Annotated in this window: 17 protein-coding genes; 6 read left to right on the plus strand and 11 right to left on the minus strand. The window is 67.8% G+C overall.

Translation table 11 applies throughout. The features are described from left to right. Positions 1-260: 260 nt before the first annotated feature. Genes ACFOYU_RS24405 through ACFOYU_RS24415 form a run of 3 tightly spaced genes read right to left on the minus strand, consistent with a single transcriptional unit; the run spans position 261 to position 3,140 of the window. The gene (locus ACFOYU_RS24405; protein WP_226738630.1) at positions 261-1,244 is read right to left on the minus strand and encodes a TRAP transporter substrate-binding protein; all 984 of its coding nucleotides are present in this window, start codon (positions 1,242-1,244) and stop codon (positions 261-263) included. Positions 1,245-1,277: 33 nt separating this feature from the next. Further along, positions 1,278-2,591, minus strand: coding sequence for a TRAP transporter large permease (locus ACFOYU_RS24410; RefSeq protein ID WP_226738627.1), 1,314 nt, complete (start codon positions 2,589-2,591; stop codon positions 1,278-1,280). Positions 2,592-2,594: 3 nt separating this feature from the next. Then, entirely contained in the window at positions 2,595-3,140 is a 546-nt protein-coding gene (locus ACFOYU_RS24415) for a TRAP transporter small permease (RefSeq protein ID WP_226738626.1), read from the minus strand. A gap of 220 nt (positions 3,141-3,360) precedes the next feature. On the opposite strand from ACFOYU_RS24415, the gene ACFOYU_RS24420 reads away from it, so the two are divergent. Together ACFOYU_RS24420 and ACFOYU_RS24425 are read left to right on the plus strand one after the other, a co-directional pair. Continuing rightward, positions 3,361-4,575: a putative DNA modification/repair radical SAM protein gene (locus ACFOYU_RS24420; protein WP_377035564.1), complete on the plus strand. Its 1,215-nt coding sequence runs from the start codon at positions 3,361-3,363 to the stop codon at positions 4,573-4,575. Further along, complete coding sequence (locus ACFOYU_RS24425; protein ID WP_377035565.1) at positions 4,572-6,014, plus strand: UdgX family uracil-DNA binding protein; 1,443 nt, start codon at positions 4,572-4,574, stop codon at positions 6,012-6,014. The genes ACFOYU_RS24420 and ACFOYU_RS24425 overlap by 4 nt, the downstream gene beginning before the upstream one ends. Before the next feature lie 4 nt (positions 6,015-6,018). Here the strand turns inward: ACFOYU_RS24425 and ACFOYU_RS24430 are convergent, their stop codons facing one another. Next, positions 6,019-7,332, minus strand: coding sequence for a cation:proton antiporter (locus ACFOYU_RS24430; protein WP_377035566.1), 1,314 nt, complete (start codon positions 7,330-7,332; stop codon positions 6,019-6,021). A 138-nt stretch (positions 7,333-7,470) separates the two neighbouring features. Between ACFOYU_RS24430 and ACFOYU_RS24435 the strand changes: the two genes are divergently transcribed. Continuing rightward, on the plus strand, positions 7,471-9,618 hold the full coding sequence (locus ACFOYU_RS24435; RefSeq protein WP_226738618.1) for a transglycosylase domain-containing protein: 2,148 nt from the start codon (positions 7,471-7,473) through the stop codon (positions 9,616-9,618). A 4-nt stretch (positions 9,619-9,622) separates the two neighbouring features. Here ACFOYU_RS24435 and ACFOYU_RS24440 read toward each other — a convergent pair whose 3' ends face one another. The 4 genes from ACFOYU_RS24440 to ACFOYU_RS24455 all read right to left on the minus strand — a co-directional run bounded on the left by ACFOYU_RS24440 (position 9,623) and on the right by ACFOYU_RS24455 (position 14,841). After that, positions 9,623-10,816 (minus strand): multidrug effflux MFS transporter, encoded by a 1,194-nt coding sequence (locus ACFOYU_RS24440; RefSeq protein ID WP_377035567.1) that lies wholly within the window; start codon positions 10,814-10,816, stop codon positions 9,623-9,625. A 73-nt stretch (positions 10,817-10,889) separates the two neighbouring features. After that, positions 10,890-12,575, minus strand: a complete 1,686-nt coding sequence (locus ACFOYU_RS24445; RefSeq protein WP_226738613.1) for a methyl-accepting chemotaxis protein — start codon at positions 12,573-12,575, stop codon at positions 10,890-10,892. Positions 12,576-12,746: 171 nt separating this feature from the next. Then, positions 12,747-13,490 (minus strand): M48 family metallopeptidase, encoded by a 744-nt coding sequence (locus ACFOYU_RS24450; protein ID WP_377035568.1) that lies wholly within the window; start codon positions 13,488-13,490, stop codon positions 12,747-12,749. A gap of 76 nt (positions 13,491-13,566) precedes the next feature. Next, complete coding sequence (locus tag ACFOYU_RS24455; RefSeq protein ID WP_226738591.1) at positions 13,567-14,841, minus strand: polyhydroxyalkanoate depolymerase; 1,275 nt, start codon at positions 14,839-14,841, stop codon at positions 13,567-13,569. Positions 14,842-15,079: 238 nt separating this feature from the next. Between ACFOYU_RS24455 and ACFOYU_RS24460 the strand changes: the two genes are divergently transcribed. Together ACFOYU_RS24460 and ACFOYU_RS24465 are read left to right on the plus strand one after the other, a co-directional pair. After that, positions 15,080-16,474: an ActS/PrrB/RegB family redox-sensitive histidine kinase gene (locus ACFOYU_RS24460; RefSeq protein WP_226738589.1), complete on the plus strand. Its 1,395-nt coding sequence runs from the start codon at positions 15,080-15,082 to the stop codon at positions 16,472-16,474. A gap of 46 nt (positions 16,475-16,520) precedes the next feature. Next, positions 16,521-17,078, plus strand: a complete 558-nt coding sequence (locus ACFOYU_RS24465) for an ActR/PrrA/RegA family redox response regulator transcription factor (RefSeq protein WP_226738587.1) — start codon at positions 16,521-16,523, stop codon at positions 17,076-17,078. An 11-nt stretch (positions 17,079-17,089) separates the two neighbouring features. Here ACFOYU_RS24465 and ACFOYU_RS24470 read toward each other — a convergent pair whose 3' ends face one another. After that, positions 17,090-17,587, minus strand: a complete 498-nt coding sequence (locus ACFOYU_RS24470) for an MmcB family DNA repair protein (RefSeq protein WP_377035569.1) — start codon at positions 17,585-17,587, stop codon at positions 17,090-17,092. A 213-nt stretch (positions 17,588-17,800) separates the two neighbouring features. Between ACFOYU_RS24470 and ACFOYU_RS24475 the strand changes: the two genes are divergently transcribed. Beyond that, entirely contained in the window at positions 17,801-18,433 is a 633-nt protein-coding gene (locus ACFOYU_RS24475) for a DUF4142 domain-containing protein (RefSeq protein ID WP_377035570.1), read from the plus strand. A gap of 54 nt (positions 18,434-18,487) precedes the next feature. Here the strand turns inward: ACFOYU_RS24475 and ACFOYU_RS24480 are convergent, their stop codons facing one another. After that, positions 18,488-21,169, minus strand: a complete 2,682-nt coding sequence (locus tag ACFOYU_RS24480; protein ID WP_377035571.1) for a peroxidase family protein — start codon at positions 21,167-21,169, stop codon at positions 18,488-18,490. A gap of 647 nt (positions 21,170-21,816) precedes the next feature. Then, positions 21,817-22,371, minus strand: a complete 555-nt coding sequence (locus ACFOYU_RS24485) for a tetratricopeptide repeat protein (RefSeq protein ID WP_377035572.1) — start codon at positions 22,369-22,371, stop codon at positions 21,817-21,819. Positions 22,372-22,380 lie beyond the last annotated feature (9 nt).

The raw sequence follows: 22,380 nt of genomic DNA on the forward strand, positions 1-22,380 counted from the left end.
GCTCACGGTCGGGCGGAGCGACATGGAACCCTCCAGGTCTAAACCCAAGCCCCTACAGCCTGAACGCCGACCCCGCCTCAATCGCTCCAACCATTCGCCAGCAGTATCAAGGGGGAGGAGAGCAGGTTGGCGCTTCCGGCGAGTCCGAGATCCGGGGGAGGAGAGCACGCGCAGCGCCCCTCGTACCGGTCTTTGATCGGCCCAACCCCTCCCCTTGCGCCCCGCCTCTCCCCGGCGGGAAGAGGCGGACGCCGCTTCCGTCAGCTTCCGGACTTCCTGTAGGCGTCGACGATGGCCTGGCCCTCGGAGCCGGCCTTGTTGAGCCAGTCCTGGGTGAGCTGGTCGCCGATCTTCTGGAAGCCAGCCTTCAGCTCGGGGCTCGGCGGCTGGACCTTCATGCCCTTGGCGGCGAGCTGCTCCATGTACCACTTGGTCTTGTCCTGAGCCATCTGCCAGCCACGCTCCTCGGCCTTCTTGGCGGCGGCGAGGATCGCCTCCTGGGCCGGCTTGTCGAGGGCGTCGAAGGCGGCCTTGTTCACGAAGACCATGTTCTTCGGAAGCCACGCCTGGGTGTCGTAGAAGTGGCTCAGCGACTCCCACACCTTGGTGTCGTAGCCGGTGGCGCTCGACGACATGAAGGAATTGACCGCGCCGGTGGCGAGCGCCTGCGCCAGCTCCGCCGCCTGGATGGTGACGGGCTGCGCGCCGACGAGCTCCGCGATGCGGGCGGTGCCGACGTTGTAGGCGCGCCACTTGAGGCCCTTCATGTCCTCGACGGTGTTGATGTCCTTCTTGGCGAAGATGCCCTGCGGCGGCCACGGGGTCGCGTAGAGCAGCATCAGTCCCTGACCGGCGAGCTTCTTCTCCACCGCCGGGCGCTGCGCGTCCCACAGCTTCTTGGCCTGGTCGAACGAGGTGGCGACGAAGGGCACCACGTCGAGGCCGTAGATCGGGTCCTCGTTCTCGTGCAGCGACATGATCACCTCGCCGATCTGCGCCTGCCCGGTCTGGACCGCGCGCTTGATCTCCGGCGCCTTGAACAGGGAGGCGTTCGGATGGACCGTGATCTGGAGCTTGCCGCCGGTGGCCTCGCCCACGTCCTTGGCGAAGAGGCTGAGATTCTCGGTGTGGAAGTTGTCGGCCGGATAGGCGGCGGGCAGGTTCCACTTGGTCTGCGCCATGGCGGGCAGGCTCAGCATGAGCGCGCCGGCAAGGCCGAGGGATAGTCTGGTCCAGTGTCTCATCGTGGTTCTCCTCTGGTTGTTCTTGAACGGCTCCTATTCCGGAAAGGCGAGCCTCGGCAGGTAAAGCGCAATGTCCGGAAAGATCGTGATGATGGCGAGCGCCGCCACGAGCAGGAAGAAGAACGGCACCGCCGCCTTCGCGACGCTGAAGCTGTCGCGCCCGCTCATGTTCTGCAGCACGAAGAGATTGAAACCCACCGGCGGCGTGATCTGCGCCATCTCCACCAGGATGATGAGAAAGACGCCGAACCAGATGAGGTCGAACCCCGCCTGCTTCACCATGGGCAGCACCACCACCGTGGTGAGCACGATCATGGAGATGCCGTCGATGAGGCAGCCCAGGATCACGTACATGACGGCGAGCGCCGCGATCAGCGTGTAGGGCGAGAGGTTCTGCGCCTCGACCCAGGTGGCGAGGGCGGCGGGAATGCCGGTGAACGCCATGGCGGCGGTGGTGAAGGCCGCGCCCGCCAGGATCAGCATGATCGTCACCGTGAGCCGAGTCGCGCTGAGCACGCTTTCCCTGAAGGTCTCCCAGGTGAGCGTGCCGGACCACCAGGCGAGCGCAAGGGCGCCGAGCACGCCCCAGGCGGCGCATTCGGTGGCGGTCGCCCAGCCGAGCAGGAGGGCGGCGAAGATAAGGCAGATGAGCAGGAAGACCGGCAGGAGCCGGGCGGAGCTGCGCAGCTTGAACAGGAAGGACGTGCGCGGCTCGCGGGCGGGCGTCCGGTCCGGGTTCAGGAGCGACCAGACGAGGATGTAGCCGGAATAGAGCCCCATCACGAGCAGGCCCGGCAGGAAGCCCGCGAGGAAGACCTGGATGACCGAGACGTTGGCCGCGATCGCATAGACCACCATCGGGATCGAGGGCGGGATGAGCAGGCCCAGCGTGCCCGAGCCGGCCAGGCTGCCTAGCGCCATCATGTCGTCGTAGCCGCGCCGCTTCAGCTCCGGCAGGGCGATCTTGCCGATGGTGGCGCAGGTGGCGGCCGACGAGCCCGAGACCGCCGCGAAGACGCCGCAGCCGACCACGTTCACATGGAGCAGCCGCCCCGGCAGCCAGTTGAGCCAGGGCGCGAGCCCCTGGAACATCTGCTCGGACAGGCGCGTCCGGAACAGGATCTCGCCCATCCAGATGAAGAGCGGCAGCGCGGCAAGCGTCCAGGAGGCGGAGCTCGACCAGACCGTGGTCGCCAGGACCGGGCCGATGGGCACGCTGGTCGCCGTCATGGCCGCGAAGCCGACGACGAGGAGCGCGATGCCGATCCAGACCCCGAAGGCCAGGAGCGCGGCCAGGAGGCCGAAGAGGATGGCGGCGGTGGTGACGAGGCTGAGATCGGCAAGCATCGGTCAGAGCCCGCTCTCGGCCGCCCGGTCCACCACCTCCTCGGGGGTGGCGGGCGGCGGGCGCTCGTAACGGGGCGCATGTCCCGTCGCCACGCGGGCGAGTTCGTCCAGGAAGGCGATGCCCAGGATCACGAGCCCCAGCGAATAGCCGAGTTGGGGAATCCAGAGCGGGACCGCGACCACCCCTTGCGACATGTCGTTGAAGCGGAAGCTGTCATAGGTCATCCACACCGCGTACCAGGCGAAATACGCGATGACGGCGAAGCCCAGCAGCAGGCACAGCCCCTCGACCGCGCGACGCAGGGAGGCCGGCAGGCGCTCGATCACGAGGCCGACCCGGATCAGGTCGCCGGTCTTGAAGGTGTGCGCCAGCCCCAGGAACGCCATCGCGGCCATGGACCAGGCCGCGAAATCGTCCCCGGCCGGAATGTTGATCCCGACCTCGCGGCCGAGCGACAGCCCCATCATCAGAAGGAAGATCACGATCAGGAAGACGCCCGCGAGATAGCCGGCGAAGAGATAGAGGCCGTCGAGGACAGGGCGGATCATGCAGGCTTTTCTTTCGCGCACCCTTTATGGGCGAAAGGAGATTACCGCCCAGGCGGACCGGGGCAAGGGTGTCCAATGGTCGAAGTGCGGGAGCTCCCGGCTTTCCTGCCCGCCCGGGCATGGGTCCGGAATCCCGTGCGACCTCCCGCCCCGCCCGGGAAACTCGCGCCGAATCACCGTTCGTGCTAGAACAAAAAGCGAACATTCCTGCGAAGGATCCATGGACGAGAAGCTTGCCAAGAAGCTGCGCATCCTGGCGGACGCGGCCAAATACGACGCCTCCTGCGCCTCCTCGGGCGCGCCGAAACGCAAGGCGGATGCCGACGGCCTGGGCTCGACCACGGGCGCAGGCATCTGCCATGCCTACACGCCGGACGGGCGCTGCGTCTCCCTGCTCAAGATCCTGCTGACGAATTACTGCCTGTTCGACTGCGCCTATTGCGTGAACCGGCGCTCCTCCAACGTGAAGCGGGCCAGGTTCTCGGTCGACGAGGTGGTGACGCTCACCGTCGAGTTCTACAAGCGCAACTACATCGAGGGCCTTTTCCTCTCCTCGGGCATCATCCGCTCGCCCGACCACACCATGGAGCAGATGCTGCTCGTGGCGAAGAAGCTGCGCCGCGACCACGGCTTTCGCGGCTACATCCACCTGAAGACGATCCCCGAGGCGAGCCCCTGGCTGATCGAGGAGGCGGGGTTGTGGGCCGACCGGCTCTCGATCAATCTCGAACTGCCGACGGAAAAGAGCCTGGAGCGGCTGGCGCCGGAAAAGGACGGCGCCTCCATCGAGAACGCCATGGCCCAGATGCACGAGCGCATCGAGGAGGCGCGCGAGGAGCGCCGGACGTTCTCGCCCGCCGGGCAGTCGACGCAGATGATCGTCGGCGCCGACGACGCCACCGATGCGGACGTGCTGCGCACATCGGCCAAGCTCTACGGCCATTACGACCTGACGCGGGTCTATTATTCCGCCTTCAGCCCGATCCCGGATTCGAGCGCCGTGCTTCCCCTCAAGCCCCCGCCGCTCATGCGCGAGAACCGGCTCTACCAGGCCGACTGGCTGCTGCGCCATTACGGCTTCGACGTGGACGAGATCGCATCCGGCGGCGACAAGGGAATGCTCGATCTCGAGGTCGACCCGAAGCTCGCCTGGGCGCTCAAGAACCGCCACCTCTTCCCCGTGGACGTGAACGCCGCCGAGCGCGAGATGCTGCTGCGCGTGCCGGGACTCGGCACCCGCGCCGTCGACAAGATCGTTGTGGCGAGGAAGCACACGCGGCTTCGCCTGGAGGACGTGGCCTGCCTCACCTCCGGCCTGAAGCGGGCGCGGCCCTTCCTCATCGCCGCCGACCATCACCCGCAAGGGCGCCTCGACCGCCTCGACCTGCGCGAGCGGCTGATCGAGAAGCCCGAACAGCTGAGCCTGTTCACATGACCCTTCACCGCATCACCCTTCGCGACGGCGCGGATCTCGACGGCTTCCGCCGGGCCGTGCGCCGGCTGGTCTACGAGGAGCTGGCCCCCCAGCACGTGGTCTGGACCGTCGATGAGGCGCCCGACCTGTTCGGCGGCGAGACCCACGGCGATGCGCCGCCGGTGTCCCTGCCCCGCAGCCTGACCGAGACGATCGGCCGGGTGGTCTGCCACCGCGACCCGGAGCGCTACGCCCTGCTCTACCAGCTCGTCTGGCGCGTGCTGAACGGGGAGCGCGAGCTCATGGACATCGCCACCGATCCCCTCGTCCACCGGCTCGAGCTGATGGCGCGCGCCGTGCGGCGCGACCTGCACAAGATGCACGCCTTCCTGCGCTTCCGGCGCGTCGGCGGCGCTCTCCCGGAACGCTTCGCCGCCTGGTTCGAGCCGGAGCATTTCATCCTGGAGGCGGCCGCCCCGTTCTTCGTCGACCGCTTCCGCTCCCTCCACTGGACGATCCTCACGCCCGTCGGCTCCGCGCAGTGGGACCGCGCGGCCCTGACCTACGGCCCCCCGGCCCGGCGCGAGGATGCGCCGGCGGAGGACGCGTTCGAGGAGGGCTGGCGCGGCTATTACGAGAGCGTGTTCAACCCGGCCCGCGTGAACCCGGTGGCCATGCGCTCGGAGATGCCGAAGAAGTACTGGCACAACATGCCGGAGACCGCCGCCATTCCGGGCCTGATCCAAACCGCCTCCCAGCGCGTTGAACGGATGATCGAACAGGAGGCGACCATGCCGGCGAAACGCACCCCGGAGCGCGCCATCGAGGCCATGTGGGATCAGGAACCGAAGACGCTCGAAGAACTCAACGCCATCATCGCCGCGGCCGGCCCCCTGGTGCCGGGCGCCACGCAGGCGGTGTTCGGCGAGGGACCGGTCCATGCCGACGTGATGTTCGTGGGCGAGCAGCCGGGCGATCAGGAGGATCTGCAGGGACGGCCCTTCGTGGGGCCCGCCGGCAAGCTGCTGACCAGGGCCATGGGCGAGGTCGGGATCGACCGCAGCCAGGCCTATCTCACCAATGCGGTGAAGCACTTCAAATTCGAGCAGCGCGGCCACCGCCGCATCCATTCCAAGCCCACCGCCGGCGAGGTGAAGCACTACCGCCCCTGGCTCATGAAGGAGCTGGAGCTGGTGCGCCCCAAGCTCGTGGTGGCCCTGGGCGCGACCGCCGTCCTGGCCCTCGCCGGGAAGGCGATCCCGATCACGCGCTCGCGCGGGCGGGCAAAATTCGGCGACTGGCAGGGATACGTGACGGTGCATCCGTCCTATCTGCTGCGCCTGCCCGACGAGGAGACCAAGCGGACGGCCTACGAAGCGTTCCTGGCCGATCTGCGCCGCATCCGCGACCTGGCGCAGGCGGACCCGGATACGGGCGAGCTGCCGCTCGCGGCGGAGTGAGGGATCACGCGTTCTCGCGGGTCGGAGCGGGCGCCTCGGCGGTCCCGTCACCGGGCGGGCACCACGCCTCGGCGGGCTCACCCCTGGCCTGACGCTCCCTGTCGAGGCGGCGCATCACCGGCGTCACCGTGGTCCCGTGCAGGAGGATCGAGATCAGGACGATCAGACCCGCCGTAGCCCAGATGAGGTCGGGCTGCTCGAACTCGGCATGGTTGAGCCCGTAGGCCAGGTAATAGGCCGAGCCGAGACCCCGGATGCCGAAGAAGCTGATGACCGCCTTCTCGTCGGAGCGCTGGTCGCGACCGAGCAGGCTGATCCAGCCGATGATCGGGCGCACCAGGAAGATGGCGGCGAGCGCGAAGACCACCGCCTCCAGGGTCAGCGCGTCCAGCAGCCCCCCATCGGCGATGGCCCCGCCGAAGATGACGAGGAGCACCATCATGAGCAGGCGCTCCAGCTGCTCGACGAAATCGTGCAGTTTCTCGTGATATTCGTGGCTCCGCTCCACGGAGCGCAGGCCGAGCGCCGCCACGAACACGGCGAGGAAGCCGTAGCCGTGCGCCATTTCTGTGATGCCGTAGGCCAGGCAGGTGATGCCCAGCGCCACGAAGCCGTCGCCCGTGCGGGAGAGGCTGGCCCGGTTCGGCAGCCGGAAGGTCAGCCAGCCGAGGATGCGGCCCACGATCCAGCCGACCGCGACGCCTGCGGCAAGCTTCCAGACCACGTCCACCGACAGCCAGTCCACGAGCCAGGGCTCGCCGGTCTGGCCGGCCAGCGCCAAGGCGACGGCGAGGTTGACGAAGGGAAAGGCCAGCCCGTCGTTGAGGCCCGCCTCCGAGGTCAGGGTGAAGCGCACCTCGTCCTCCAGGCCCTCGCCCGGGGGGCCGACCTGGACGTCGCTGGCGAGCACCGGATCGGTGGGAGCCAGGGAGGCCGCGAGCAGGATCGCCGTCGCGGCCCCGAGGCCGAGCAGGAGATAGGCCAGGGCCGCCAGGACCGCGATGGTGAGCGGCATGGCGATCCCGAGGAGCCGCCAGGTCAGGGCGCAGGTGGCCCAGGCCAGCGCCCGGTCGAGCTTCAGCCCCGCGCCCATGAGGGCGATGATCACCACGAACTCCGTGAGGCGCTCCGTGAGCTCGGGATGATCCCTGGGATGGGGGGCCACGCCGGGAACGCCCGGGATCGAGAAGATGACCGCGCCGAGGGCGACGCAGAAGATCGGCAGGGAAAGGGGAAGCTCCTTCAGCAGCATGGGCAGCCAGGCCGTGAGGAGCACGACCGCGCCGAATCCTGCGAGAACGACGATATAGGGGTCCATAAGACTGCGAACGCCGGGTGGATTCCGGCGGTTCCCGCTGCCCAAAGGCTTAACCACCCCTTAAACCCGCCACAATTAGAGTGCTCCAGAACATGTTAAGGCCGGAACATGCCGGTCGCACGAACATGGGGTTTGGATTTGGCGAACGGACGTGACCGGCGGGAGCCGGTTTTCGATACGCCCGCCGCCAGCGCGGGGGAGCTGGATTTTCGCCTCTCGCCTGAGGACCGGGCAGGGGGCACCATGGCACGACAGCGCACGTCTCGCGGCGGCGGATCGGGTAAGACCGGCCGGGGCGGCCCGCGCTCGAAGCCGCCCAAGCGCAAGCGCGGCGGCCGCTCCCTTCTCGGCCGGCTGTTCTATGCCGGCGTGGTCCTGAGCCTCTGGGGCGTGATCGCGGTGGGCGGCGTCGTCGCCTATTACGCCGCGCAGCTTCCGCCCATCGACCAGCTCACCGTGCCGAAGCGTCCGCCCAACATCGCCATCATGGCGAGCGACGGGTCGCTCCTGGCGAATCGCGGCGAGACGGGCGGGCGCACGGTCTCGCTCAAGGAGCTTCCGCCCTATCTGCCCAAGGCCTTCGTGGCCATCGAGGACCGGCGCTTCTACGACCATTTCGGCATCGACCCGATGGGCATCGCCCGCGCGCTCTACCGCAACATCAACCGCGGCGGCGTCTCCCAGGGCGGCTCGACCCTGACCCAGCAGCTCGCCAAGAACCTGTTCCTGACCCAGGAGCGCACCGCCTCGCGCAAGATCCAGGAGGCGATCCTGGCCCTCTGGCTGGAGCGCAACTACACCAAGGACCAGATCCTCGAACTCTACCTGAACCGGGTCTATTTCGGCGCCGGCGCCTACGGGGTCGAGGCCGCCGCCCAGCGCTATTACGGCAAGTCGGCGCGCAACGTGTCGCTTGCGGAAGCCGCCGTGCTGGCGGGCCTCGTCCAGGCCCCGTCGCGGCTGGCGCCCAACCGCAATCCGGAAGCCGCGCAGGCGCGGGCCGAGCGCGTGATCGCCGCCATGAACGAGCTCGGCTTCATCACGCCCGGCATGACCAAGACCGCCCTCGGCGCGCCCGCGGAGCCCGTGCGCCCGAACGGCGCCGGATCGGTCAACTACGCCGCCGACTACGTGATGGACGTGCTCGACGATTTCGTCGGCACCATCGAGTCCGACATCGTGGTCTCGACCACCATCGACCCCTCCCTCCAGGCCGCGGCCGAGCGGGTTCTCGTGGACGAGCTCAACGCCAAGGGCCAGAAACTCAACGTCAGCCAGGGCGCCATCGTGGCCCTGCAGCCGGACGGGGCCCTGAGGGCCCTCGTGGGCGGCCGGAACTACGAATCGAGCCAGTTCAACCGGGCGACGGCGGCCCGCCGCCAGCCGGGCTCGTCCTTCAAGCCCTTCGTCTATCTGACAGCCATCGAGCGGGGCTACACACCGGACGTGGTGCTCGAGGACGCCCCGGTCAATTTCAGGGGCTGGGCGCCCCAGAACTACGACCGCAAGTATCGCGGGCCCATCGCCATGCGCGATGCGCTGGCGCTGTCGCTCAACACCACGGCGGTCAAGCTCAACATGGAGGTCGGTCCGAAGGCCGTGGCGCAGACGGCGCAGCGGCTCGGCATCTCCTCGCCCCTGCAGGCCAACGGCTCGCTGGCGCTCGGCACCTCCGAGGTGACGCCGCTGGAGCTCGTCTCGGCCTATGCGGCCTTCGCCAACGGCGGCACCGGCGTGATCCCCTACGTCATCACCCAGGTGAAGACCGCCGACGGCAAGCTGATCTACAAGCGCCCGGCGGGCGGCGGCCTCGGGCGCGTCATCGACCCGGCCGCGGTCGCCATGATGAACGACATGATGCACAACACCTTCGTGGTCGGCACGGCGAGGAAGGCGCAGATCCCCGGCTGGACCCTCGCCGGCAAGACCGGCACCACCGACGACTACAAGGACGCCTGGTTCGTGGGCTTCAGCGGCAACCTGGTGGCGGGCGTCTGGCTCGGCAACGACGACGGCGCGCTCACCAAGCGCGTGACCGGCGGCGGCCTGCCGACGGAGGTCTGGCACGAGTTCATGCAGATCGCCCTCAAGGACAAGCAGCCCGTGCCCCTGCCGGGTCAGGAATACTTCCGGACGCCGATGCCGTCGGACGTGCCGGTGGCGGATGCGCGGACCGATCCGCGCTACGCCAACGCCCAGTCCGGCGACAACAGCTGGATCCAGCCGGCGCCGCCGCCCCAGCGCCGGGGCGAGAAGAACTTCCTGGAGCGCCTGTTCGGCCTTTGAGGTTCTAGACCTTCGAGGCCCGCGCCCTCGCGGTGGAGAGAAACACGGCCAGCGCCAGCACGCCCGTGGTGGCGATGGTGGCCGGGAGCGGCAGCGCCGAGGCCCCGAGATTCTGGCCCAGCACGACCCCGAGGATTGCCGCGAAGGTCATCTGGCAGATGCCCAGCAGCGACGAGGCGGCCCCGGCGCGGGTGGGAAACGGCATCAGGGCCGAGGCCATGGATTGCGGCATGGTGAGGCCGACGCCGAGCGCATAGACCGCCATCGGCATGGTGATGGCCAGGGACGAGGCGACGCTGGACGCCACCAGGACGAGCATGGCGACGCCGCCCGCGGCCAGGCTCGACACCCCGAACCGGATCGTGCCGTCGAGGCCGTAGAGCCCCACGAGGCGCTGGGCGAGAGAGGTCCCGGCGATGAAGCCGACCACCATGAAGGCGAAGGAGAAGGCGAAGGCGAGCTCGTCCAGGCCGTAGATGCCCTGGAGCACGAAGGACGAGCCCGAGATGAAGGCGAAAAGCCCGCCATAGGTCAGCATGGAGAGCATCACATAGACCCGGTAGGCGGGATGCTTGAGCAGCACCCCGAAGCCGCGCAGGATCGAGCCGAACGAGATCGGCGCGTCCGACTTCGTCCGGATGCTCTCGGGCAGGCGCAGGACCACGGTGGCGGCGAGGGCCGCGCCGCACAGGATCATGACCGCGAAGGTCATGCGCCAGCCCGAAAATTGCGCGATCAATCCACCGAAGACCGGCGCGATGGCGGGCACCACGCCCATGATGGTGCCCATGCGCGACAGCTCCCGCCCGGCGCGGGGCCCCTCGTAGAAGTCGCGCACGATGGCGCGGCCGAGCACGATGGGCCCGGAGGCTCCCAGCGCCTGGAGGAAGCGGGCTCCGACCAGCATCTCGATGGAGGACGCGAGGGCGCAGACGAGGCTCGCCAGGGTGAACAGCCCGAGGCCGAAGAGCAGGACGGGCCTGCGCCCGATCCGGTCCGAGATCGGCCCGTAGAAGAACTGGCCCGCCGCGAAGCCGAACAGGAAGGCCGAGAGGGTGAGCTGCGCCTGCCCGGTGGTCGCCCCGAAGCTCGCCGCGATGGCGGGCAGCGAGGGCAGGTACATGTCCGTCGAGAGCGGCCCGAGCGCCGTGAGGAGCGCCAGGACGATTGTGAGGGCCAGCGTATCGGGCTTGAGCATGGGACCGTTTCAGCGATGACAGGCAGGCCGGACTAAGCCGAAAAGGCCCGCCTGTCATCTGTTATGCGTCCCTTTAGGCGGCGCGCACATTGGCCAGGAAGCCGCTGACCTGGTCGCGCAGCTGCTTGGCCTGGGACACGAGGGCCGAGGAGGATGTCAGCACCTGACGGGCCGCGTGCTCGGTTTCCTCGGCGACCTCGGCGACCCCGTTGATGTTGGCCGTGACCTCGCCCGTTCCGGCGGAGGCCTGGCTCACCGAGGCGACGATCTCCCGGGTGGCGGCTCCCTGCTGGTCCACGGCGGTCGCGATGGTGCCGGACACGTCGCTCATGGCCTGGATGCGCTGGGTGATGCCGCCGATCGCCTCCACGGCGCGGGAGGTCGAGGCCTGGATCGCCGCGATCTGGCTCGAGATGTCGGCCGTGGCCTTGGCGGTCTGGTCGGCGAGGCTCTTCACCTCGGTCGCCACGACGGCGAAGCCGCGCCCGGCCTCCCCGGCCCGCGCGGCCTCGATGGTGGCGTTCAGGGCCAGGAGATTGGTCTGGCCGGCGATGGCCGAGATCATGTCGATGACGGCGCCGACCCGGTCGGCGGCCGAGCTCAGCTGCGAGACGATCTCGGTGGTCATGGTCGCGGCCTCGACGGCCTCGCGGGACATGACGGCGGATTGCTCGACCTGCCGGCTGATCTCTTCGACCGACGAGCCCAGCTCCTCCGTCGCGCCGGACATGGCCAGGACGTTGGCGGAGGTCTGTTCCGCGGCCGCCGCGACGGCGGTGGAGCGCGACGAGGTCTGCTGGGCGGAGGCCGTCAGCCGCTCGGCGGTGGACTGCATCCGGTCGGCCGCGTCGGAGACCGAGTCGACGATCTCGCCGATGGCGCTGTCGAAGCTCGCGGCCAGCTCGGCCATCATCTGCCTGCGCTGGGCCTCGGAGGCCTCGCGGGCCTGGAGGGCCTCCTGCTCCAGCGCCCGGTTGCGGGCCATGCGGTCCTTGAAGACCTGGACGGCCTCGATCATGCGGCCGATGTCCCGGCTGCGGTTGCCGGAGGGCAGCTCGACCGAGACGTCGCCGTCCGCCAGGCGGCGCATGATCGCCGTGAGGTTGCGCAGGGGGGCGACGATGCTGAACCGGGTCATGAGGAGGCTGATCAGCACGCCCAGGACGATTCCCGCCAGGGCCACGCCGATCTGAAGCCTGATCGCATCGTTCGCCCCGGCCTCGGCGGCGAGGCGCATGTCGGCCAGCTTCTTGGCCGTGTAGGTGCTGTAGGCCTTCACCGTGTCGGTGACGGTGCGCTGCGCGGCCAGGCCCTTGTCGACCTCGGCCACCATCACGGCCCGGTCGGCGCCCCGCTCCGTGGCCGCCACGCGGATCATGGAGCGGATCACCTCGAAATAGGCGTTGAGGGCCGTCCGCATCTGGGCCAGCAGGTTTCTTTCCTGCGCATCGGCCACCGCTTCGAGCTTTCCGAACCGGCCGAGCATCTCTTTCGTGCGGCGGTCGGCCTCGGCGGTGAAGTCGGCGGCCTTCAGGGGATCCTGCGCCACCTGATAGGTCATGCGGCTGATCGCGATGATATCGACGCGCAGGTCCATCGCCTCCCGCGCCGCCTCCTCGCGCAGTCCGACGATCTCCATCGCCTCCTTGAGCCTGGACGTCTCGCGCCAGCCCACCACCGCGATCATGGCGGCCACGAGCCCCATGAGCGAGACGACCGCGATCACCTTCTGCGGGATCGAAAAGTTCTTCAGTGTCATGTGGAATCTGCCCCTTGCAGCCCGGCCGGCGCCCTCTTTCCGGATCGGGGCGCAGCCAGGAGTCTTTCCCTAAGGGCATATCCGCGGGCGGCAGTTAAAAAATACCCAATGTTTCCAATGGAAAATGCTTTGTTCCGCAGGGGCCGCCGGAGCGGCGGGACGGACCCGCCCTCACCCGAAGCGGTGCAGGGCGCTGCCGTGGGTCTTGAGCCAGCGTTCGGCCTCGTCCGTACGCGGGCAGAGCTGGTGCGTGAGCTTCCAGAACCGGTGCGAGTGGTTGAGCTCGCGCAGATGCGCCACCTCGTGGGCGGCGAGGTAATCGAGCACGAAGGGCGGGGCCATGATCAGGCGCCAGGAGAAGCTGAGCGCCCCCGTGGCCGAGCAGGAGCCCCAGCGGCTCTTGGTGTCGCGCACGGTGATCCGCTTGGCGGCGACGCCCAGCGCCGCCGTATGGCGCTTCACGGCGGCCGCGAAGTCGCGCTTGGCCTCGGCCTCCAGGAAGTCCTGCACCCGGCGGGTCACGTGGGCGATGTCGCCGGTGACGGCGATGATCGGCTCGCCCTCGGCATCCCGGGCGGCCTGCGTTGTTCCCCTAATGTTCGACCAATGAACGACCCGGTGGGGCACGCCGCGCAAGGGCACGAGGGAGCCCGGCTGGAACAGGACGCGCTTGGGCACCTTGGCCAAACGCGTGGCGATCCAGGCGCCGTGGCTGTCGGCGAATTTCTGGGCCAGCCCCACATCGGTCCGCTCGGGGATCGTCAGCACCACTTCCCCGGTCGCGTTGGAGACGCGCAGGGTGATCCGCTTGGCGGTCGGACGGCGTTTCAGAGCCACCTGGAAGGCCTGGCCTTCGTGGGAAACCTTGAGATAGGGAGGGTCCGCAGGGACGCGGCGGAACAGGGCGAATCTCATGTCCGCAATCTGCCCCGCCGGGTCGTTCTTGTCAGCGCAGCCGTTTGCCGCTGCCGAGAACCTATCCGGAACAGGCTTAGGCTCTTGACGCCCTCCGCCGGGCTGGTTCTCGCTCGGCGACCTGTTCGTGATTCTGAATGAATTCAACGATTCGAGGAGCGATTTCAGCCCGGAAACGAGAACCGTTGAAGACGCCATAATGCCCGACACTCTTCTGCAGGTGGTAGAGCTTCTTGTCGGGGGACAGATTAGGCGTCAGCTCCAGGGCTGCCAAGGTCTGGCCGACGCCGGAGATGTCGTCCCGCTCGCCCTCGATGGCCATGATGGCGCAGCGCCGGATCGCCATGAGGTCCACCGGCTCGCCCCGATGCATCATCTCGCCCTTGGGCAGCTCGTGCCGGACGAAGACCTTGTCGACGGTCTGAAGGTAGAACTCGGCGGTCAGGTCCATGACGGCCAGGTACTCGTCGTAGAAGTCCCGGTGCTTCTCGGCCGAATCCCCGTCGCCCTCGACCAGGTGGTTGAACATCTCCCAATGGGCGGTGAGGTGCCGGTCGAGGTTCATGGCCATGAAGCCGGACAGCTGCAGGAAGCCGGGATAGACGTCGCGCCAGAAACCCGGATTGCCCGGCGGCACCTTGGTGATGCAGTGGCGCCGGAACCACTCGATCCCGCGCTCCTCCGCCAGCTGGTTCACGGCGGTGGGCGAGCGGCGGGTGTCGATGGGCCCGCCCATGAGGATCATGGACCGGGGGGTGGCGGGGTCGTTCTCGGCCTCCATGCGGGCGATGGCGGCGATCACGGGGACCGCCGGCTGGCACACGGCCATCACGTGGAGGTCCGGCCCGAAGGCCCGGAACATGCCCTTCAGGTAGTCGATGTAGTCGTCCAGGTCGAAGCTGCCCTCGATCATCGGGACCATCCGGGCGTCGGCCCAGTCGGTGATCATGACCTGGTGGGTGGGCAGGAAGGTCTCGACCGTGCCGCGCAGGAGGGTGGCGTAGTGCCCGGACATGGGCGCCACGATGAGCAGCTTGGGCTGGGTCTCGGCGACGGCGGAATCGCGCTCGAAGGCGATCACGTCGCAGAAGGGGCGCTCCCAGACGATGCGCTCCCGGACCGCCACTTCCTCGCCGTCGACGACGGTGGTGGCGAGGCCGAATTCGGGCTTGCCGTAACGGCGGGTCGTGCGCTCGAACAACTCGCAGGTCGCCGTCACTGTGCGCCCGTAGGGCGTATCGGCCAGCGGATTGCCGGGAATCTCGAACAAGGACTTCGTGGCACTGGAGGCAACGCGGGCCGGCCCGAGCAACCAATGGGCCGTCTCATACCAATAATATGAAAAGTTCATACAAATCCCCAAAACGGTCGGGTGCTCGATTTTCCCCCGCAACGGCGAGTGTGAGCTTATCCTCCAACCAGAGCGTTAAGATGAAAGTTCCTGCACCCGATTGCAATGCTGCCAGGACGTCAAAGCCGGCTCCTCATCCTTTAGGCCTAGATGAAACAGGGTTTCCGGCGCGAAAAGGAGTAAATCCTTCCGCCGGCCTCGCTTGGCGAACGCCGCGAAGACCCTATCCTGTCTGCTGATGGTTGATATCAAGCCGACGAATCTCACCCGGGATGCCCGGCAACTGCGCCTCGATACCCTGGTCCGGCTGCGATGGCTGGCGATCGCGGGCCAGGCGGCGGCGGTGACCGCCGTCCGGTTCGGGCTCGGCTTTCCCCTGCCCTTCGGCCTCTGCTTCCTGGTCATCGCGGCCTCGGTCTGGGTCAACCTGCTCCTGCGGATCCAGTATCCGGCGAGCCACCGGCTCAGCGACAACGCCGCCACGTTCCTGCTCGCCTTCGACATTCTCCAGCTCGCCGCGCTGCTCTACCTGACCGGAGGGCTCGAGAACCCGTTCGCGATGCTCTTCCTCGCGCCCGTGCTGATCTCGGCCACCGCGCTCAAGCCCGAGCGGACCCTGGGGCTCGGGCTGCTGGCGGTCGGCTCCGCCACCGTGCTGGTGCTGGCGCACCGCCCCCTGCCCTGGTACCCGGGCCAGAGCTTCACGCTGCCCTTCCTCTACGTGTCCGGGATCTGGACCGCGATCCTGCTCGGCACGGCCTTCACGGGAATCTATGCCTGGCGCGTGGCGGAGGAGGCCCGCCAGCTCGCGCAGGCGCTGGCCGCCACCGAGCTGGTGCTCGCCCGCGAGCAGCACCTGTCCCAGCTCGACGGTCTGGCCGCGGCGGCGGCGCACGAGCTCGGAACCCCGCTCGCCACCATCGCCCTGGTGGCCAAGGAGCTCAACCACGCCCTGCCGAAGGACGGGCCCGTGGCGGACGACCTGAAGCTCCTGCGCGAGCAGGTCGAGCGCTGCCGGACCATCCTGACCAAGCTCACCTCCATGGGCCAGGACCAGGGCGGCTTCCTGGAGACGGTGTCCCTGAGCCATCTGGTGGAGGAGATCGTCGCGCCGCAGCGGGCGCTGGGCCTCGACATCGACGTGATCGCCAAGGGCGACGGGCCCGAGCCCATGGGCCACAAGAATCCCGGCGTGATCTACGGCCTGTCCAACATCCTCGACAACGCGGCGGACTTCGCCGAGAGCCGGGTGACCGTGGAGGCCTGCTGGTCCGCTCACGAGGTTTTCATCGAGATCCGCGATGACGGCCCCGGTTACGCGCCCGATATCCTGCTCAGGGTCGGAGAGCCCTACGTGACGACGCGCAGCGCCGTGAAACGCTTGGAAACGGAGGAGGAGGACGGCGGATCGGGACTGGGCCTGGGGCTCTTCATCGCCAAGACCCTGATCGAACGGTCGGGAGCCCAGCTGACCCTCACCAACGCCGCTCCGCCCGCCACCGGGGCCATCGCTCGGATCGTTTGGCCCCGTCATGCGTTTGACCGAGGTGCGGCAATAATGCCGCAGGGAGATCCCCCGGGAACTCTCAAAGATGAAGGGCAGAATTCCCATATGAAGAGCAGGGTCGAATAGGCCCGGCTTCATAGGAGTTCTTCCCAGAATGCAAGGAGATGTTCTGATGGCCGATGCGCCTATGGCGTTTGAAGATCGGGCCGACAAGAGCCTCTTGATCGTGGACGACGACCGTCCTTTTTCGACACGTCTCGCCCGCGCCATGGAAACGCGTGGCTATCAGGTCCGGGTCGCCGAGAGCGTGGCCGATGGACTGGCGGCGATCGAGAGCGAAGCGCCGGCCTTTGCCGTGATCGACATGCGGCTCGGGGACGGCAACGGACTCGATGTCATCGAGCGCCTGAAAAACCGCCGCCCGGACGCCCGCGGCGTCATTCTCACGGGCTACGGCAATATCGCGACCGCCGTCACGGCGGTGAAGATGGGGGCCTTCGACTACCTGGCCAAGCCCGCCGACGCGGACGAGATCCACGCGGCGCTCATGGCGCAGCCCAACGAGCGGGCGCTGCCGCCGGAAAACCCCATGTCGGCGGACCGGGTGCGGTGGGAGCACATCCAGCGGGTCTATGAATTGTGCGGCCGCAACGTCTCCGAGACGGCGCGCCGTCTCAACATGCACCGCCGGACCCTGCAGCGGATCCTGGCCAAGCGCGCCCCGCGGTAAGCCCCGCGGCCCTACAGGCGCCCGTCCGGAATCCCGTCCGGATCGGCCAGGGCGTGCAGCAGGGAGGCCGCCGCGTGGGCGAAGCGCAGGGTCACCGCCTTGCGGCGGGCGCCCGCGAGCGGATGGTGGGGCGCCTCGCGCATGATCGCCGCCCCGAAGCTGTCGGCCAGGATGAGCCCGCGATCCTCCGGCAGGATGTCGAACGGCACCGTCTCGGGCACGGCGAAATAGAACCGGTCGCAGAAATCCTCGTAATCCGGCCATTTCCTGTCGGCCCGGAAATCGGCGACGCTCGACTTGATCTCCACGATGGTGAGCGTGCCGTTCGGCGCGAGCGCGATGACGTCCGCCCGCCTGCCGTTGGCCAGGGTGAATTCGGGAATGGTCGAGTGCCCCAGCTGCGCGAAGAGACGGCGCACGCCGCGCTGGACGCCGGCGGCGACCGGCGACTGGCGCCCGTCTGACGGAAGGGCGATCGGGGATTTCAGGGCGGCGGACGAATCGGGCATGGGTCCAGAGTACCCGCCGCCCGACGCACTGCAACGGCTCCGTTGTCGCGCTTGTTCCGGTCCGTCCCTTCACGGCTTCGGGAAGACGATCCTTCACGCCCAAGCTGAAACAAAGGCATTGCCGGGGCGTTCGGTCCCAGCGGCTTCCAGGCGCCTGTCGCTCTCGCGCGACGGAGGCGCGGAGGCCGCTCTTTCAGGGACAAGGAGACCCCCATGGATCGCCGTATTCTTCTGGCCAGCATCGCCATGCTCGCCGCAGCCCCCGCGCTTGCCCAGTCGGGCGGCAATCAGACCACCATGCAGCCGGGCGCCGCGTCCGGCTCCGCCGCTGGCGCACGCATGAGCCAGGCCAATGGCCAGATGAGCCAGGCCGACATGCAGCACATGCAGCAGACCATGCAGCTCGGCATGACGGCCCTGGAGACGAGCCGCATCGCGCAGCAGAAGGCGCAGAATGCCGAGCTCAAGCAGTTCGCGCAGTTCGAGGTGCAGGAACAGACGACGCTCTCCGAGGTTCTCCGCTCCATGATGGAGCCGGCGGCCACCGCCGCCACCGGAGCCTCCTCGGGACAGGCGAGCGGCAATGCCGGCTCGGGCGCCATGCAGATGGATGCCCAGAGCCGCGGGATGATACAGAAGCTGCAGGACATCGAGACCGGCGCGGAATTCGACCGCCAGTACCTGCAGGGCCAGATCCAGGTCCACCAGAACCTCCTGCAGGCCCAGGAGCAGTACCTGCAGTCCAACCCGCAGAACCGCGAGCACATGAACATCGCCAAGATGGCCCGCACGCAGATCCGCGAACACATCGCCCTGCTGCAGGACATGCAGCAGAAGATGCGCTGATCCCGACACGAGACGTGCCGCCCTTGCGGGCGGCACGCTCACCGGGGCACGGGCTCAGAGCAGGATGAAGTCCGCCTCGGTGATCTCGCCCACCTTCACCTTCTCCAGGACGATGACGTCGCTTCCGATGGTGATGACGGTATCGCGGCCCGCAGCCGCGATGACCACATCGTCGAAATCCTCCGCCTTGAGGAAGGCGGACAGGTCGAGCTTGTCCTGACCTCCCCACGAATTGGCGTCGAAGTTGCGGATCGTGTCGCGCCCGAACCCCGGCTTGAACACGAAGGTGTCGTTGCCGCTGCCGCCGTCCATGGTGTCGTTGCCGGCGCCGCCTTCCAGCACGTCGTCCCCTGCATCCCCCTTGAGGTTGTCCGCCCCCCCGAGCCCCTTCAGGACGTCGTTGCCGCCCTTGCCCTCGAGGCTGTCGTTCCTGGCGCCGCCGGTGATATGGTTGTCCTGGTTGTTGCCTTTGCCGGAGAACGTGCCGCTGCCGGTGTAGATCAGGTTCTCCACGTGGGAGTCGAGTTCGTAGGACGTGGACGCCTCGACCGTGTCGTTTCCTCCGCCGGCCGATTCGGCGATCTCGTCGGAGCGATGATCCACCTTGTAGGTGTCGTTGCCCTTGTCGCCCCACATCTTGTCCTTGCCGGCGCCGCCGTCGAGGATGTCGTCGCCGTCGCCGCCATAGAGCTTGTCCTCGCCCTCCTCGCCCCGGAGATGGTCCTTTCCGGCGCCTCCGCGCACGGCATCGTTGCCGGTGCCGCCCCAGATCTCGTCGTCTCCGCCGGCCCCGTCCACGCTGTCGTTGCCCGCGAGGCTCTTGATGATCTCGTTCGCGCCGGTCCCCATGTACTGGTCGGCCTTGTCGGACAGCTCGATGACGCCCGTGGGCGGGGGCGGATCCTGGGGATCGGGCGGGGGATCCTGCGGGCTGGGATTCCCGTTGCTGCCCTTCGTCGTTCCGTTCGACGACGCCATGAAGACGTTCGAGGACAGGCCGGTGATGCCGGTGTTGCGCATGATGATGTCGGCGAAGGTCTGCGCGTTGTCCGGCGACTGGAACAGGCTGTCGTCGAAGATCTCCAGATAATAGAGCCGGTCGCCGTCCTGCAGGCGGTCGAGCTGCTCGAGGAAGAGGTAGCCGAAGGTGGAGCCGAGCTGGCCCTTCGTGGCCTTCTCGGCCAGGCCGCCCACCCACAGGTCCATGTGCTCGAACCCTTCCGGATAGGCCAGCTTGAGCTGGGCGATGAAGGCGTCCGAGAGATTGTTGCGGCTCTGGAAATCCGCCCAGCCGCTATAGGGCCGGAGGCTCCCGTTGCCGGTCTTCGCATAGAGCTCCGCGCGCACCGCGTTGAAGGGTGCGATGCCCGTGTCGCGGCCGCGGAAGATGTTGAGCGCCGCGAGATCGAGGGGCTGGCCCACGAGCTGGTTGCGCAGGGCGTTGACGATGTCGACGTCGATGGCCTGGTGCTTCACGCCCGTGGCGCCGAGAAGCAGTTCCTCGATGCCCGCATCCTTGAGCTTGCCCGGGCTGAGAAAGGCCTGCACGAGGGACATCTCGCGCATCACCCCGTCGGCGCCCTTGTAGCTCACGGTCTCGTTGAGCATGGAATGGCCGAACCGGTAGGCCACATGGGCGAACTCGGCCGAGATCGAGGCGTCGACGGTCGGATCGTAGCCGTCGAAGCCGTGCTCCTCCTCGCCCGGGTCGATGCCGCCCGCCATGGCGCCGGCGAATTCGGTGAAGACCACGCGCTGATACTCGGCGACGTTCACGATGCGGGCCGCCTGGAAATACTCCTCCTCGGTCCAGGTTCCGCCGGTGCGCTGCTTGAGCTGGTCGACCCAGAAATTGTGGTTGCGGGCCCAGATCGTGTGGATCGAGGTCAGCATCACGTTCTCGTTCAGGCGCCCGTCGCCGGCCACGAAGAAATGGCCCATCTTGTCGAGGTCGTAGCCCTTCGTCGGGTCGTTGCCGACGAAGGACGGGATGAAGTCGAGCAGCAGCGCGTGGCCCGTGCCGTCGTAGTTGCCGATATCCTCCGAGGTCAGCTCCTGTCCGCCGGTCATGATCCGGTAGTTTTCGCGGATGTGGTTGAGGGTCGGCAGCAGGGCGCGCCCGGAGCCGTCGAGATCGCCGGTGAGGAGATAGGCGGTCTGGACCTTGCCGTTCGGACCCGTCTCCCACTTGCGCAGCAGGTCGGTCACCGCCTCGTGCGAGCCGTAGGCCTGGTTCTGGTCCACATAGGGCGAGGCCATGTTGAGATGCTGCGCGGCGATCTCGTCGCCGTTGTTGGGGATCCCGTCCGGATCGATGCCGGTCCCGGGAATGATGTTGGCGCGCGACGCCGTGATGGGGAATCCGTCGGAGCCGATCGGCACCCGTCCGGACGCTCCCTTGGGCACGAAGTCGAGCCCGTGGTCGAAGTACTGGCCGAAGAAGGTCAGGAGGGCGCTGCCGCCGAAGGCATTGGGAAGGTTCTCCTCGATCCCGTCGCCGTTGTTGTCCTGGTTGGACACGATGTCCGAGATCTGGCGCGGCGTGTTCACGGTCGTGCGCATGCCTGCGGCGCCGTCGGTGTAATAGGGATCGGTGAGCCGGATGAAGGGCTGCGCCGCCGTGCCCCAGGTGGGATTCCCGGTATTGTTGCCGTATCCGCTGGCATCGCGGATCTGGCCGGTGCGGACGAGGTTCAGGATGTCCGCGAGATCTTCGCTGTCGAGCTGCAGGGGCATGGTCGTTCTTCCTTCTCCGCCTGGTTGAAAGACAAAACCGCGAGGGAAAAGAATGAAGACGGTGGGATTATCGAGCTATGGGACCAAGGTCCCGGCGCCCGGAGAGCCCAAGGTCCCATAACACCAACTGTTCGGTTAATGCTGCCGTATTAACACCCCGTATCCTTAAGGTTGATGTCTGACCGACTGTTTGGGCTCGACTTGCGGCTATTCTCCCGAGGCGGACATTTCTCTTCCGCCCGCGTGTTCTTCAGGTCTTTCGTCTCTCTTTCGACGGAACTCGACCTGTCCCCGGCACTCCTGGGCCGCCGGTGCCGGGATTCGGGCCGAAATGCGGCATTCCAGCAGGCCGTCGGGCCTCCGGCCCATCGCCCGGCCGCCCGGGGCAGCAGGCGAAGAGCTCAGCCTTTCCGGTGCGGGCCGGTGCGGCGATTTCAGGCAGGTGGGTCGTTCGGGAGCGTTACTCACCTTTCCCGCGCCGGGAGCGGGATCCATCCGAACGGGGCAGCGACGGCGGGACGCCGCCGGGGAGCGCAGCTTCGGCCCCCGCCTCGCGATGTCCATATTTTCCACGGCCGAGCTTTCCGGGGGAGGTTTCGAGCCGCAGCGCATCATGCGGATGCGACACCGGCCGTCCGGACGAGGCCCTAGTGCAGCATCAGAAGATGCGGGTCGAGATCGTCGAGCATCTCGCGCAGGTCCGGCAGATGCGGATTGATCGAGAGGGCGATCTGGAAGGCCGCGCGGGCTTCGTTGAGATGGCCGTTGCGCAGGCAGATCTGGCCGAAGCCCGACACAGCGCCGAAATGGCGCGGCTCCAGCTCGAGGGTGCGCTGGATGTCCTGGAGGCTGTCCCTGTCGCGGGTTTCGATATAGGCCAGGGTCGCGCGCTTGTTCCAGGCTTCCGCCCAGTCGGGGTGCTTGGTCACCAGGTGGTCGAGCAGGGGGCGCGCCTGCTTGAGCGCGCCCGAGGCCATGGCCTCGACCGCGGCCCCCATGGTTTCCTCCGCCACCCGGTCCTCGTGGGACATCCACAGGGCCCAGATCTGGTCCTCGATCTCCTCGACCGGGCGCGCGGGCTCCGGCCGCGCAAGCTCCTTCAGGAGGGACACGAGGCGCCGGGGCGCCCCCGCCGCCGGCGCGCGGGACGGAAGGTCGAGGATCAGCTGAAACACCGGATCGATGGGAAGGGAAGATGTCATGGCGGCTCT

Source organism: Microvirga sp. GCM10011540, assembly GCF_042650665.1.
In the GTDB taxonomy this organism is placed as follows: domain Bacteria; phylum Pseudomonadota; class Alphaproteobacteria; order Rhizobiales; family Beijerinckiaceae; genus Microvirga; species Microvirga lenta.